A 14,399-nucleotide genomic window follows, 5' to 3' on the forward strand; every position below is an offset into this window, starting at 1 on the left:
ACGAAGCGAAGGCTCACCTATTGTTCCTCGCGTCGGTGGCGGGAAGGACCCGCCACCGGCGGGACCGGAAGGCGGCAGGGGCCGCCGCCGGCCAGCTCAACACCCGGAGGAACCATCATGAACCGCCATTTCGCTCTCGCCCTCGTCGCCGCCGCCGCTGCCGCCAGCCCGGCCTTCGCCGACGACATCACCATCGACCCCACGCCCTTCACCTCCACGCGCAGCCGCGCCGAAGTGATCGGCGAGATGCAGCAGTTCCGCCACGGCGGCGTGAACCCGTGGGCCGACGAGTACGACCAGCTCGCCGGATTCCGCAGCGACCGCACGCGCGAGCAGGTCACGCTCGAGTACCTGGCCACGCGCGCCAGCGTCGCCGCGCTGACGGGCGAGGACAGCGGCTCGATGTACCTGGCGCGGATCACGGCGCCGGCGACGCTCGACACGCAGATGGCCGAGGCGATCCTCATCTCCGAATGAGCGTCCGGCACGGGAGGGCCCCTGGATGAGGAGGAGGGGACACCCGAAAAAAGCGCCGCATCGCGGCGCTTTTCCGTTGGCATGCCACCGCGAGCACCCTAGAATCGCGCGCCATGCTCGTCAAGCCCATGCTCCAGCGCCTCAGTGCGGCGCGCGACCTGCACGAAAGTTTGCAGGTGGCGCTGGCCGACGTGGTGGCCCTGCATGGCGCGGAACGCGGCCACATCCAGCTCCTCGACACCGCGGGACGGCTCGCGATCGTGCAGCAGTCGGGCTTGCCGCCGCACTTCCTGCGCGCCTTCGAGCGCCTGCCCGTGGACAAGGGCTCGGTCTGCGGTCGCGCCGCCCTCGGGCTGAAGACGGTGTTCGTGGCCGACGTGGAGAAGGACGAGGCCTTCCGTCCTTTCCGCGAGATCGCGCGTTCGGTGCCCTTCCGCTCGGTGCTCGCGTGTCCCCTCGTGGCGAACGCCGGCGCCTGCATCGGCGTCGTGTCCGTGCACTTCGCCAACCGCTTCGTGCCTTCCACGCTGGAACTCCAGTCGCTGGAGCGCTACTGCCGCCAGCTCGCCAACGTGCTGCTGGAACGGCGCGGCGACCGCCACCTTCCGGACGTCGCCGAGTCGCTCGCGGCTGAACTGCTCGCGTCCGCTGCCTAGCGTGGGCGCGGCGCCACGGCGCCGTGTCTTCTTCTCTGCGCGCGCCAGGGCGTGCAGCTCATCCGTCATCGCGTGTCGGCGTCGTCCTACGACGAGGCCGGAAAAACACGTCGACACTTGCGCCGCCCGAAGTCGAACTTTTCGGTTCAGGCCGGGCGTGAAGCAAGCCTCGGAACGAGGCGCCCGGGAGACCCCATGGACCAGGCTCTCACTGCCGCCCAGCCGAAGAAAAAGGGCGGCAAGCCCTCCCTGCGCGGAGCCTCGCACAAGCAGGCCGCCGTCGCCATTCCCCCCATCCAGACCTTGCCGGGCGAAGCGGCGGAAGCGCGTTCGCGGCAGGTGCTCGCCGCGCTGATGGCTTTCGCCGGCGGCGACTTCACGGTGCGGCTGCCGGCCGACTGGTCGGGGGTGGACGGGCGCATCGCCGAAGCCTTCAACCAGAGCATCGCCAACGCCGACCGCATCACGACGCAGGCGGCGCGCCTGTCCAACACGGTCGGCAAGGAAGGGCGCCTGTCGCAGCGCATTTCGGCGCCGGGGGCGATGGGCAGTTGGGCCGCGCAGGTCGACTCGCTCAACACGCTGATCGACGACCTCGTGCGGCCGACCACCGACATCGCGCGCACCATCGGCGCCGTCGCGAAGGGCGACCTCGGCCAGCCGATGGACCTGGAGGTCGACGGCCGCGCGCTGAAGGGTGAGTTCCTGCGCTCGGCCAAGCTGGTGAACACGATGATCGAGCAGCTGTCGGTGTTCACTTCCGAAGTGACGCGCGTGGCGCGCGAGGTGGGCACCGAGGGCAAGCTGGGCGGCCAGGCCAAGGTGAAGGGCGTGTCGGGCGTGTGGAAGGACCTCACCGACTCGGTGAACCAGATGGCCGGCAACCTGACGGCGCAGGTGCGCAACATCGCGGAAGTGACGATCGCGGTGGCCAACGGCGACCTGTCCAAGAAGATCACGGTGGACGTGCGCGGCGAGATCCTGCAGCTGAAGGAAGCCACCAACACCATGGTGGACCAGCTGCGCTCCTTCGCTTCCGAGGTGACGCGGGTGGCGCGCGAGGTGGGCACCGACGGCCGCCTGGGCGGACAGGCCGTGGTGCCCGGCGTGGCGGGCACGTGGAAGGACCTGACCGACTCGGTCAACTCCATGGCCAACAACCTCACCTCGCAGGTGCGCAACATCGCGACGGTGACGACGGCCGTGGCGCGCGGCGACCTCTCGCGCAAGATCACGGTGGACGTGAAGGGGGAGATCCTGGAGCTGAAGGAGACCATCAACACGATGGTGGACCAGCTGAACGGCTTCTCCTCCGAGGTGACGCGGGTGGCGCGCGAGGTCGGCACCGAGGGCAAGCTGGGCGGACAGGCGCAGGTGCCCGGCATCGCCGGCACCTGGAAGGACCTGACCGACTCGGTCAACTCCATGGCCTCCAACCTCACGGGCCAGGTGCGCAACATCGCCGGCGTGGCGACGGCCATCGCCAAGGGCGATCTCTCGCGCAAGATCACCGTGGAGGTGAAGGGCGAGATCCTGGCGCTGAAGGAAACCATCAACACGATGGTCGACCAGCTGAACGGCTTCGCTTCCGAAGTGACGCGCGTGGCGCGCGAGGTGGGCACCGAGGGCAAGCTCGGCGGCCAGGCGCAGGTGCCCGGCGTCGCCGGGACCTGGAAGGACCTCACGGACAACGTGAACTTCATGGCGTCGAACCTGACCGACCAGGTGCGCAACATCGCGGAAGTGACGACGGCCGTGGCCAACGGCGACCTGTCCAAGAAGATCACGGTGGACGTGAAGGGCGAGGTGCTGGAGCTGAAGAACACGATCAACACGATGGTGGACCAGCTCAACGGCTTCGCCTCCGAAGTGACGCGCGTGGCGCGCGAGGTGGGCACCGAAGGCAAGCTCGGTGGCCAGGCCCAGGTGCCAGGCGTCGCGGGCACCTGGAAGGACCTCACCGACAACGTCAACTCGATGGCGTCCAACCTGACCGACCAGGTGCGCAACATCGCGGAAGTGACGACGGCCGTGGCGCGCGGCGACCTCTCCAAGAAGATCACCGTGGATGTGCGCGGCGAGATCCTGGAGCTGAAGAACACGATCAATACGATGGTGGACCAGCTCAACGGCTTCGCCGGCGAGGTGTCGCGCGTGGCGCGCGAGGTGGGCACCGAAGGCAAGCTCGGTGGCCAGGCGCAGGTGCCCGGCGTCGCGGGGACCTGGAAGGACCTCACCGACAACGTCAACTCCATGGCCAACAACCTGACGGCGCAGGTCCGCAACATCGCGGACGTGGCGACGGCGGTGGCCAACGGCGACCTCTCCAAGAAGATCACCGTCGACGTGAAAGGCGAGATCCTGGAGCTGAAGAACACCCTCAACACGATGGTCGACCAGCTCAATGGCTTCGCCTCGGAAGTGACGCGCGTGGCCCGCGAAGTGGGCACGGAGGGCAAGCTGGGCGGCCAGGCCCAGGTGCGCGGCGTCGCGGGCACCTGGAAGGACCTGACCGACAACGTCAACTCCATGGCCAACAACCTGACCGGCCAGGTCCGCAACATCGCGGAAGTGACGACGGCCGTGGCCCGCGGCGACCTCTCGCGCAAGATCACCGTGGAGGTGAAGGGCGAGATCCTGGAGCTGAAGAACACGATCAACACGATGGTGGACCAGCTCAACGGCTTCGCTTCGGAGGTCACGCGCGTCGCGCGGGAGGTGGGCACCGAAGGCAAGCTCGGTGGCCAGGCGCAGGTGCCGGGCGTCGCCGGCACCTGGAAGGACCTGACGGACTCCGTGAACTTCATGGCGTCCAACCTCACGGCGCAGGTGCGCAACATCGCCGACGTGGCGACGGCCATCGCGCGCGGCGACCTCTCCAAGAAGATCACGGTGGACGTGCGCGGCGAGATCCTGCAGCTGAAGCAGACGATCAACACCATGGTCGACCAGCTGAACGCCTTCGCCGGCGAGGTGTCGCGCGTCGCGCGCGAGGTGGGCACCGAGGGCAAGCTGGGTGGCCAGGCCGCGGTGGAAGGCGTGGCCGGCACCTGGAAGGACCTGACGGACAACGTCAACTCGATGGCGTCCAACCTCACGGACCAGGTGCGCAACATCGCGGAGGTGACGATCGCCGTGGCCAACGGCGACCTGTCCAAGAAGATCACCGTGGACGTGCGCGGCGAGATCCTGGAGCTGAAGGAAACCATCAACACCATGGTGGACCAGCTCAACGCCTTCGCGGCCGAAGTGTCGCGGGTGGCGCGCGAGGTGGGCACCGAAGGCAAGCTGGGCGGCCAGGCGCAGGTGCCGGGCGTCGCGGGCACGTGGAAGGACCTGACGGACAACGTCAACTCCATGGCCAACAACCTCACGGGGCAGGTGCGCAACATCGCCGACGTGGCGACCGCCATCGCCCGCGGCGACCTGGGCCGCAAGATCACGGTGGACGTGAAAGGCGAGATCCTGCAGCTGAAGGAAACCATCAACACGATGGTCGACCAGCTCTCCGCCTTCGCCTCCGAAGTGACGCGCGTGGCGCGCGAAGTGGGTTCGGAAGGCAAGCTGGGCGGCCAGGCCACGGTGCCGGGGGTGGCGGGCACCTGGAAGGACCTCACCGACAACGTCAACTCGATGGCGTCGAACCTGACCAACCAGGTGCGCAACATCGCCGAGGTGACGATCGCCGTGGCCAACGGCGACCTGTCCAAGAAGATCACCGTGGACGTCCGCGGCGAGATCCTGCAGCTGAAGGAAACGATCAACACGATGGTGGAGCAGCTGCGCTCCTTCGCCTCCGAGGTGACGCGCGTGGCGCGCGAGGTGGGCACCGAGGGCCGCCTCGGCGTGCAGGCCGTGGTGCCGGGCGTGGCCGGCACCTGGAAGGACCTGACCGACTCGGTCAACACCATGGGCGCCAACCTCACCTCGCAGGTGCGCAACATCGCCGAGGTGACGACGGCCGTGGCGCGCGGCGACCTGAACCGCAAGATCACGGTGGACGTGAAGGGCGAGATCCTGGAGCTGAAGAACACGATCAACACGATGGTCGACCAGCTCAACTCCTTCGCCAACGAGGTGACGCGCGTGGCCCGCGAGGTGGGCACCGAGGGCAAGCTGGGCGGCCAGGCGCAGGTGACCGGCGTGGGCGGCACCTGGAAGGACCTGACCGACAACGTCAACTTCATGGCGTCCAACCTGACCGAGCAGGTGCGCGGCATCGTGAAGGTCGTGACGGCCGTGGCCAACGGGAACCTCACGCAGCGTCTCACGGTGCAGGCGAAAGGCGAGGTGGCGGCGCTGGCCGACACCATCAACGGCATGACCGACACGCTCGCGACCTTCGCCGACCAGGTGACCAACGTGGCGCGCGAGGTGGGCGTGGACGGGCGCCTGGGCGGCCAGGCCAACGTGCCGGGCGCGGCCGGCACCTGGAAGGACCTGACGGGCAACGTGAACCTGCTGGCGGCCAACCTCACGACCCAGGTGCGCGCGATCGCGGAAGTGGCGACGGCCGTGACCAAGGGCGACCTCACGCGCTCCATCCAGGTGGACGCCAAGGGCGAGGTGTCCGAGCTCAAGGACAACATCAACACCATGATCTCCAACCTGCGGGAGACCACGGAACGCAACCGCGAGCAGGACTGGCTCAAGACCAACCTGGCGCGCTTCACCGGCATGCTGCAGGGGCAGCGCGACCTGAACACCGTGGGCAAGATGCTGCTGTCCGAGCTGGCGCCGCTGGTGAACGCGCACCAGGGCAGCATCTACCACAGCAACCCGGCCGAACAGGACGACGGCGAGCTGGAGCTGCTGGCCACCTACGCGCAGTCCGGCAGCGTGCAGCTGTCCGAAACGCTGCGCCTGGGCGAGGGCCTGGTCGGCGAGTGCGCCCTGCAGAACCGCCGCATCCTGCTGACCGACGTCCCGGCCGACTACGTGCGCATCGGCTCCAGCCTGGGCGAGGCGCGCCAGCTGAGCGTGATCGTGCTGCCGGTGCTGTACGAGAACCAGACCAAGGCGGTGATCGAGCTCGCCTCGCTGCAGCCCTTCACGCCGGTCAACCTGAACTTCCTCGACCAGCTCGCGCTCGGCATCGGCGCGGTGTTCAATACCATCGAGGCGACCATGCGCACCGAGGGCCTGCTGAAGCAGTCGCAGCAGCTCACGGCCGAACTGCAGTCGCGCCAGGCGGAGCTGCAGCAGACCAACGAGGAGCTGGGCACCAAGGCGCGGCTGCTCGCCGAGCAGAACGCCGAGGTCGAGCGCAAGAACGCGGAAGTGGAGCAGGCGCGGCGCGCGCTGGAGGAAAAGGCGTCGGAACTCGCGCTCACCTCCAAGTACAAGTCCGAGTTCCTGGCGAACATGTCGCACGAGCTGCGCACGCCGCTCAACTCCATCCTGATCCTGTCGCAGCAGCTGGCCGAGAACGCCGCCGGCAACCTCAGCCCCAAGCAGGTGGAGTTCTCGCGCAACATCAACTCCTCGGGCAGCGACCTGCTGAACCTGATCAACGACATCCTGGACCTGTCCAAGATCGAGTCGGGCACGGTCACGGTGGACATCGAGGAGATCCCCTTCGCCGGCCTGCGCGACAGCCTGGACCGCAACTTCCGCCACGTCGCGGAGCAGAAGAACCTGCCGCTGCACCTGCGCTTCGCCGACGACCTGCCGCGCACGATGGAGAGCGATCCCAAGCGGCTGCAGCAGATCCTGAAGAACCTGCTGTCCAACGCGGTGAAGTTCACCGCGCACGGCCACGTGGAAGTGCGCGTGGCCCTCGCCGACGCCGGCTGGTCGCCCGACCACCCGGTGCTCGCCCAGGCGCAGCAGGTGATCGCCTTCTCGGTGGAGGACACCGGCATCGGCGTGCCGCCGGACAAGCAGCGCCTGATCTTCGAGGCCTTCCAGCAGGCCGACGCCGGCACCTCGCGCAAGTACGGCGGCACCGGCCTGGGCCTGGCGATCAGCCGCGAGCTCGCGATGCTGCTGGGCGGCGAGATCAAGCTGCACAGCGTGCACGGCCAGGGCAGCACCTTCACGCTGTACCTGCCGCTGCACTACGCCGGCCCCGACGCGGCGACGGTGACCACGCGCAAGGGCAAGGCGCCCGAGACCACGGTGATCACGCTGCCGGTCGCGCGCGAGGAGCACATCGCCGACGACCGCGAGAGCATCCAGCCCGGCGACCCGGTGCTGCTGGTGATCGAGGACGACCCGCACTACGCGCGCATCCTGCTGGGGCTGGCGCGCGACAAGGGCTTCAAGGGCCTGGTCGCCACCAAGGGCGCCGTGGGCCTGTCGCTGGCCCGCGAGTTCCGGCCCTCGGCGATCTCGCTCGACATCTTCCTGCCCGACATGCTGGGGTGGACCGTGCTGAACCAGCTGAAGCTGGACCCGGCGCTGCGCCACATCCCGGTGCAGATCGTCACGCTGGAGGAGGAGCGCCAGCACGGCCTGTCGCACGGCGCCTTCAACTACCTGCTGAAGGAGCCCACCACCGCGGGCCTCGAGCTCGCCTTCGACCGCCTGAAGGAATTCACGCAGCCGCGCACCCGGCGCCTGCTGGTCGTGGAGGACGACGAGGTGGAGCGCGACGCCGTCGTTGAGCTCCTGGGCTACGACGACATCGACATCGCCACGGCGGGCAGCGGCGACGCGGCGCTCGCCGCCATGCGCAAGCAGCCCTTCGACTGCGTGGTGCTGGACCTGCGCCTGCCGGACATGACGGGCTTCGAGCTGCTGGAGCAGGTGCGCTCCGACCAGGCGCTGGCCGGCGTGCCGGTGGTGGTGTTCACCGGCAAGGACCTGAGCCCCGACGAACAGGCGCGGCTGAACACCATGGCCAAGAGCATCGTGCTGAAGGACGTGCGCTCGCCCGAGCGGCTGCTGGACGAGACGGCGCTGTTCCTGCACCGCGTGGTGACGCAGCTGCCGCCGGAGAAGCAGGCGATGCTGGAGCGGCTGCACAACTCCTCGGAGGTGCTGCACGGACGCAAGGTGCTGGTGGTCGACGACGATGCGCGCAACATCTTCGCGCTGACCTCCGTGCTGGAGAACCACGACGTGGAGGTGGTCAGCGCCACCAACGGCCGCCAGGCGATAGACATCCTGAAGAAGACGCCGGACCTGGAGATGGTGCTGATGGACATCATGATGCCGGAGATGGACGGCTACGAGACCATGCGCGAGATCCGGCGCGACCCGGCCTTCCGCACGTTGCCGATCCTGGCGCTCACCGCCAAGGCCATGAAGGGCGACCGCGAGAAATGCCTGGAGGCGGGGGCGAGCGACTACATCTCCAAGCCGGTCAACACCGACCAGCTGCTGTCGCTGATGCGTGTGTGGCTGTTCCGCTGAGGTGACCATGACCGGCCTGAAGGAAACCGTCAACGTCCTGCTGGTGGACGACGAGCCGCGCAACCTCGCGGTGCTGGAGTCGGTGCTCGACGACCCGTCGTACCGCCTCGTGCGCGCGACCTCCGGCGAGGACGCCCTGCTGGCGCTGATGGCCGACGAGTTCGCGCTGCTGGTGCTGGACGTGCAGATGCCGGGCATGACCGGCTTCGAGCTCGCGCAGCTGGTGAAGCAGCGGCGCAAGACGGCGCGCATCCCCATCATCTTCCTCACGGCCTACTACAACGAGGCCCAGCACGTGCTGGAGGGCTACGGCTCCGGCGCCGTGGACTACCTGCACAAGCCGGTGAATCCTGCGGTGCTGCGCTCCAAGGTGGCGGTGTTCGCCGAGCTGCACCGCAAGGGCCGCGAGCTGGAGCGGGCCAACCGGCTGCTGATGGCCGAAGTCGCGGAGCGGCGCCGCGCGGAGGAGCGCCTCGCCGAACTGAACCGCTCGCTGGACCAGCGTGTCGCCGAGCGCACCGAGGCGCTGCAGGCGAGCGAGGGACGCCTGCGCGACGCGAACCGGCGCAAGGACGAATTCCTGGCGACGCTGGCGCACGAGCTGCGCAACCCGCTCGCGCCGGTGCGCAACGCCATCCACTTCATGAAGCTGCGCGGGCCGGCGACACCCGACGTGCAGTGGGCCACCGACGTCATCGACCGGCAGGTGAGCGCGATGGGCCGGCTGATCGACGACCTGATGGACGTGAGCCGCATCGACCAGGGCCGCATCGAGCTGCAGCGGCAGCTGGTGGCGCTGGACGAGGTGCTGGCCGACGCGGTGGAGACGATCCAGCCGCAGATCGACGGCGCCGGGCACAAGCTCGTCGTGCAGCACCCGCCGGGCAAGCTCGCGCTGCACGCGGACCGCGCGCGGCTGGCGCAGGCCTTCATGAACATCCTGAGCAACGCGGCGAAGTACACCGACCCGGGCGGCCAGATCGAGGTGCGCGTGGTCGCCGACGGCGGCATGGCCGTGGTGTCCTTCCGCGACGACGGCATCGGCATCCAGCCGCACCGGCTGGAGCAGGTGTTCGAGATGTTCGCGCAGGAGGAGCCGGCGATCGCGCGGGCACGCGGCGGCCTGGGCATCGGCCTGTCGATCACGCGCAAGCTGGTGGAGCTGCACGGCGGCAGCATCACCGCCAGCAGCGAAGGCCCCGGCAAGGGCAGCCTGTTCACGGTGCGCCTGCCGGTGGCCGCGGCGACGCTGGAAACGGCCGCTGCTTCCAGGGCGGCGCCCGCGCCGGTGCCGGGCACGGGCGGCCTGCGCATCCTCGTGGCCGACGACAACCGCGACGCGGCCGAGACGCTCGCCATGCTGCTCGAGCGGCTGGGCCACACCGTGCAGCGCGTGCACGACGGCGCCGCGACGGTGGAGGCCTGCGCCGCGTTCGATCCGCAGGTGCTGCTGCTGGACATCGGCATGCCCGGCCTCAACGGCTACGAGGCGTGCCGGACCATCCGCGCGCAAGCCGGCGGCGCGCAGCGCAAGCTGGTGGCCGTCACCGGCTGGGGCCAGCCGCAGGACGTCGCTGCCGGCCAGGAAGCCGGCTTCGACCACCACCTCGTGAAGCCGGTGGACGTGCAGGCGCTGCTGCAACTCCTGGAGCAATGCACCAGCGCCCTCCCTCTCCCGCTCGCGGGAGAGCGCCGGGGTGAGGGCGCCGTGTAACCCTTGCGGTTTACGCCAGCCGCGCCCCCGCGCCCGACAATTCCCCTAGGCCGCGTCCCCAGCGCGACAGTAAGCTCGCCGCATGCGGCTGATGGATCGCTGGTTCAACAAGAAGCCGCCGGCGCGCGCGTCGGCGCCGGTCTCGCGCGCCGACCCCTCGCGGGAGGACACGCGGCGCCAGCTGCTCACGATGGCCGTGCGCGACACGCTCCTGAAGCACGGCATCCCCTCGCACTGGATCAGCGCCGAGCCGGTGCCCGCGATCACCAGCGGCCGCGTGCCGGGCATGCACCTGCGGCTCGTGGTGCGCGAGTGGAACCCGGAGCTCCTGGGCTACACGGTCGCCCTGCAGCGCGCGATCCAGGCGCGGCTGATCCGCCTCGACGCGCTTTCGCATTCCTGGATGGCCGGGGTCTCGTGGAAGTACGACGTGGTCGACGACAGCACCTGCCCGGCCCTGCCGCCGCCGCAGCACTGGAACCACGCGCGCGCGCCGGAGGCGAAGCCGCTGCCCGCGCCGGTGCCGGACCCCGCTCCCGTGCTGGCGCCGACGCTGGCCGACCGCGGCCCGCCGGCCCACCTCGCCGACCACACCGACTTCCGGCCGACCGAGCCCATGGGCCAGCGCTGAGCGCGCCTCAGCGCGAGCCGGCCCGCGGCGGCGGCGGGCTGCCGCGCGTCTCCTCCAGCACGCAGCGCAGGGCGGCGGCCGTTTCGTCCTGGGCCACGCGGCACCGGCGCAGCAGGGCCGGCGCGCCTTCCAGGCTGTCCTCGCGGGCGCGCTGCTGCAGCTCCAGCGCCAGCGCGAGCAGCCGCTGCGCGCCGATCACGGCGCACATGCCGGAGTATTCGTGCAGCAGCGAGCGCACCTGGGCCAGCCGGCGCCCGGCGACGGCGTCGTCCAGCGCGTCCAGCGACGCCTGCGAGGTCTTCACGAAGGTCGCGACGAGGTCCTGCAGGAACTCGCCGTTCGCGTCGACCGAGGCGTGCGCGCGCACCCGATCCAGCGCCAGCAGGTCGCCGGCCGCGGGGGCGTCGCCGCCGGGCCGGCCGGCTTCCGCCTTCCGCTGGCCGCAGCGCTCCAGCGCCGCGCGCAGCACGTCCACCGGAAAGGGCTTGGCGATGTATTCGTCCGCCCCGGCCTCGAGGGCGGCCTGCACGTCCTCGCGCATGACGTTCGCGCTCATCGCGACGATGCGCGGGCGCCGCCCCGGGAAGGCCCGCACGATCCGCCGGGTCGCCTCGGCCCCGTCCATCTCGGGCATCTGCAGGTCCATCAGCACCAGGTCGTAGCGGCACTGCCGCACCGCGTCGACCGCCTGCGCGCCGTTGTGCACGACGTCCGCCTCGTAGCCGAAGGCGCGCAGCATGCGCAGCACCACCTTGCGGTTGATCTCGTTGTCCTCGGCCACCAGGATGCGCAGCGGCATGCGCTCGGCCAGGCCCCGCTCGAACTGCGGCGGCGGCGCGGGCGCCGGCCGCTCCTCGCCGGCGCCGGACTGCAGCGCCGTGGAGAGCGCCTCGTAGAGCGCCGCTTCCGAGGCGGAGCGGGGCACGACCCACGCGCCCAGGTGCGGGTCCGGCGCCGGTGCCAGCCGCAGGCGGGAGAGGAGGACGGCCGGCACGGCGATGTCCTCGGCGCGCAGCGAGCGCACGAGATCCAGGCCGTGCTTCTCGGCCGAGTGCATCGCGCAGACGAGCAGGTCGGGCCGCGGCTCGCGGCGCAGCAGGCCCATCGCGGCCGCCGGGCTCGCGCAGTCCACGTGCTCCACGCCCCAGCGTTCGAGCTGCCGCAGCAGCAGGCCGGGATCGGAGCGCGGACCGGCCACCACCAGCGCCCGCTTGCCCCACAGCGTCGCGGGCCGGCCCGCGACGGGCGAGCGCGGGACCGCCGCCTCGGCGAGGATGGTGAAGCGCACCGTCGTGCCGGAGCCCAGCGCGCTGTCGATCGCGATGTCGCCGCCCATCGCGTTGACCAGCCTGCGCGCGATCGACAGGCCCAGGCCCGTGCCGCCGAAGCGCCGCGCGGTGCTCGAGTCCGCCTGCACGAAGGGATCGAAGATCGTGTCCAGCTTCTCGGTGGCGATGCCGATGCCCGTGTCCTGCACGCTGACGGCGATCGTGCACAGGTCGCCGGTCGCCGTGCCGCTCTGGCGCTGCTGGCCGGCGGACTCGTTGACCACGGTGATCCGGATCTCGCCAGCCTCCGTGAACTTCACGGCGTTGGACATCAGGTTGGTCAGCACCTGCTGCAGCCGGTTCGCGTCGCCGAACAGCAGCGGCGGGATGGCCTCGTCCAGGGACACGCCGATGCGCACCTGCTTGTCCTGCGCCTTGGGCGTCAGCAGACGCACGCTGCGGTCGACGACCTCGGCCAGCCGGAAGGGCTTCCATTCCAGCGCCATCTGGCCGGACTCGATCTTCGAGTAGTCCAGGATGTCGTTCAGCACGACCAGCAGCGATTCGCCGCTCTCGCGGATCACCTGCACGATCTCTTCCTGGTCGCGCGACAGCGGCGAGTCCAGCAGCATGTGCGTCATGCCGATCACGCCGTTCATGGGCGTGCGGATCTCGTGGCTCATGGCGGCCAGGAACGCCGCCTTGGCCGAGGCCGCCTGCTCCGCTTCCGCCTTGGCGTGGCGCAGCGTCTCGATCACGTGCTTGTGCTGGGTGATGTCCGTGTAGGTGGTCACCATCCCGCCGGTGGGCATGGGCGCCTCGCGCACCTCCAGGACCCGGCCGTCCGGCTGCACCTCCTCGCGCACGCGCGGCGCGGGGTCGAAGCCGGGCGCCGGCGGCCAGCCGCTGCCGCTGTCCGGGTAGCCCGGGCTCGTGGTCGGCGCGGGCGTCGGCGCGATGGCGCCGAAATCCGAGATGATGGCGTCGTCTTCCGGCTCGGGCAGGGACAGCAGCGAGCGGAACTGCTGGTTGTCCAGGACCAGGGTGCCGTCGGCGTCGAACACGGTCACGCCGCAGGGGATGTTGGCCAGGATGGCGCTGAGCAGCACGTTGTTCTTGCGCAGGCGGCGCTCGGCCAGCACCTGGTCGGTGATGTCCAGGACCACGCCCACGTAGCCGAGCGGCTCGGCGTCGACCTCGGGCAGGGCGCGGCCGCGGATGCGCACGTGCCGCCGCGAGCCGTCCGGGCGCACGATGCGGCAGGCCAGTTCCACGGGCCGGCGCCCGGCCGCGGCCTGGCGCCAGGCCGAGAGCACCCGCTGACGGTCCCCGGGGTGGAGCATCTCCACCCAGCCATGTTCCAGGAGGTCCTCGCACGGGGTGCCCGCGATCTGGGCCAGGGCCGGGTTGCCGTAGGTGGCCCAGCCGCGGGTATCGGTGTGGAAGATGCCGAAGTCGGAGTCGTCCGAGAAGGCCTGGAGCAAGCGCATGAAAGGGGGGTTCGGGACCGGCGCGTACCTGCGAGCGCCCGACGGTAGCGGAAGGGCCGTGCGGATGAGTAAGAGTGTTTCGCGCGCATCATAGGGAAATCGCGTGCTGCTTCCTTCGTATATGCCGGCGTGCCCGGCGTCTGCCTGCTCCTACAGCGGGCGCGCCGCGCCGGCCTCAGACTGGCGGGCATCCCGTCAACCCGCAAAGGAGGAAGCCCATGCTCGGCAGAATCGTGACCGTCGCCGCACTCGCCACCGGTGGCGTGCTCTTGTCCCGCAACCGCAGGAGGGCGTCCGGCGGGCGCGGAACCTCCTCCGTCGAGGTGTCCACGGAGGTCGACGTCGACGTGCGCACGGCCTACAACCAGTGGACGCAGTTCGAGGAGTTCCCGCGCTTCATGCACAGCGTGGAGCAGGTGCGCCAGCTCGATGACGAACACCTGCACTGGCGCGCCAAGGTCGCCGGCCGCACCAAGGAATGGGAGTCCGAGATCACCGAGCAGCTGCCGGACCAGCGCATCGCCTGGCGCAGCACCAGCGGGCCGATGAACGCCGGCGTCGTCGAATTCGAGAAGCTGGCCGAGGACCGCACCCGCATCACCCTGCGCATGGTCTACGAGGCCGAGGGCCTGGGCGAGAAGGTCGGCGACGCCCTCGGCGCCGTCAGCCTGGAGGCGCGCCGCAACCTGGCGAACTTCAAGGACCTGATCGAAGGCCGCGGCGTCGAGACCGGCGCCTGGCGCGGCACCGTGCAGCACTGAGGGATTCCGCGCGGCGGCCGGGGTCCCGGCCGCCTGTACACTG

7 protein-coding genes are annotated in these 14,399 nt (G+C 70.1%); 6 read left to right on the forward strand and 1 reads right to left on the reverse strand.

Translation table 11 applies throughout. From position 1 onward, the window contains the following. Window positions 1-117 precede the first annotated feature (117 nt). The 5 genes from ACY0MJ_RS18030 to ACY0MJ_RS18050 all read left to right on the forward strand — a co-directional run bounded on the left by ACY0MJ_RS18030 (window position 118) and on the right by ACY0MJ_RS18050 (window position 10,837). Window positions 118-477, forward strand: a complete 360-nt coding sequence (locus tag ACY0MJ_RS18030) for a DUF4148 domain-containing protein (RefSeq protein WP_462639917.1) — start codon at window positions 118-120, stop codon at window positions 475-477. A gap of 113 nt (window positions 478-590) precedes the next feature. Beyond that, the gene (locus ACY0MJ_RS18035; protein ID WP_462639918.1) at window positions 591-1,133 is read left to right on the forward strand and encodes a GAF domain-containing protein; all 543 of its coding nucleotides are present in this window, start codon (window positions 591-593) and stop codon (window positions 1,131-1,133) included. A gap of 354 nt (window positions 1,134-1,487) precedes the next feature. Further along, window positions 1,488-8,492, forward strand: coding sequence for a HAMP domain-containing protein (locus ACY0MJ_RS18040; protein WP_462639961.1), 7,005 nt, complete (start codon window positions 1,488-1,490; stop codon window positions 8,490-8,492). A 7-nt stretch (window positions 8,493-8,499) separates the two neighbouring features. After that, window positions 8,500-10,206 carry a response regulator gene (locus ACY0MJ_RS18045; protein WP_462639919.1) on the forward strand — a complete coding sequence of 569 codons (1,707 nt, stop codon included), beginning with the start codon at window positions 8,500-8,502 and terminating at the stop codon, window positions 10,204-10,206. Between the two features lie 82 nt (window positions 10,207-10,288). Continuing rightward, window positions 10,289-10,837: a hypothetical protein gene (locus ACY0MJ_RS18050; RefSeq protein WP_462639920.1), complete on the forward strand. Its 549-nt coding sequence runs from the start codon at window positions 10,289-10,291 to the stop codon at window positions 10,835-10,837. Between the two features lie 7 nt (window positions 10,838-10,844). Here the strand turns inward: ACY0MJ_RS18050 and ACY0MJ_RS18055 are convergent, their stop codons facing one another. Further along, a complete protein-coding gene (locus tag ACY0MJ_RS18055; protein ID WP_462639921.1) occupies window positions 10,845-13,595 on the reverse strand; it encodes a response regulator in 2,751 nt (916 codons plus the stop codon). Window positions 13,596-13,813: 218 nt separating this feature from the next. Here ACY0MJ_RS18055 and ACY0MJ_RS18060 point away from each other — a divergent pair, with 218 nt between their 5' ends. Continuing rightward, window positions 13,814-14,356, forward strand: a complete 543-nt coding sequence (locus ACY0MJ_RS18060) for an SRPBCC family protein (protein ID WP_462639922.1) — start codon at window positions 13,814-13,816, stop codon at window positions 14,354-14,356. The last annotated feature ends 43 nt before the right edge of the window (window positions 14,357-14,399 follow it).

Source organism: Ramlibacter sp. bp-362, assembly GCF_054956735.1.

What these genes read in the sequence shown, in the direction of transcription:
- ACY0MJ_RS18055 (WP_462639921.1), bottom strand. Translation starts at nt 13,595, where the DNA reads ATGCGCTTGCTCCAGGCCTTCTCGGACGACTCCGACTTCGGCATCTTC.
- ACY0MJ_RS18040 (WP_462639961.1), top strand. Translation starts at nt 1,488, where the DNA reads ATGGCTTTCGCCGGCGGCGACTTCACGGTGCGGCTGCCGGCCGACTGG.
- ACY0MJ_RS18050 (WP_462639920.1), top strand. Translation starts at nt 10,289, where the DNA reads ATGCGGCTGATGGATCGCTGGTTCAACAAGAAGCCGCCGGCGCGCGCG.
- ACY0MJ_RS18045 (WP_462639919.1), top strand. Translation starts at nt 8,500, where the DNA reads ATGACCGGCCTGAAGGAAACCGTCAACGTCCTGCTGGTGGACGACGAG.
- ACY0MJ_RS18035 (WP_462639918.1), top strand. Translation starts at nt 591, where the DNA reads ATGCTCGTCAAGCCCATGCTCCAGCGCCTCAGTGCGGCGCGCGACCTG.
- ACY0MJ_RS18030 (WP_462639917.1), top strand. Translation starts at nt 118, where the DNA reads ATGAACCGCCATTTCGCTCTCGCCCTCGTCGCCGCCGCCGCTGCCGCC.
- ACY0MJ_RS18060 (WP_462639922.1), top strand. Translation starts at nt 13,814, where the DNA reads ATGCTCGGCAGAATCGTGACCGTCGCCGCACTCGCCACCGGTGGCGTG.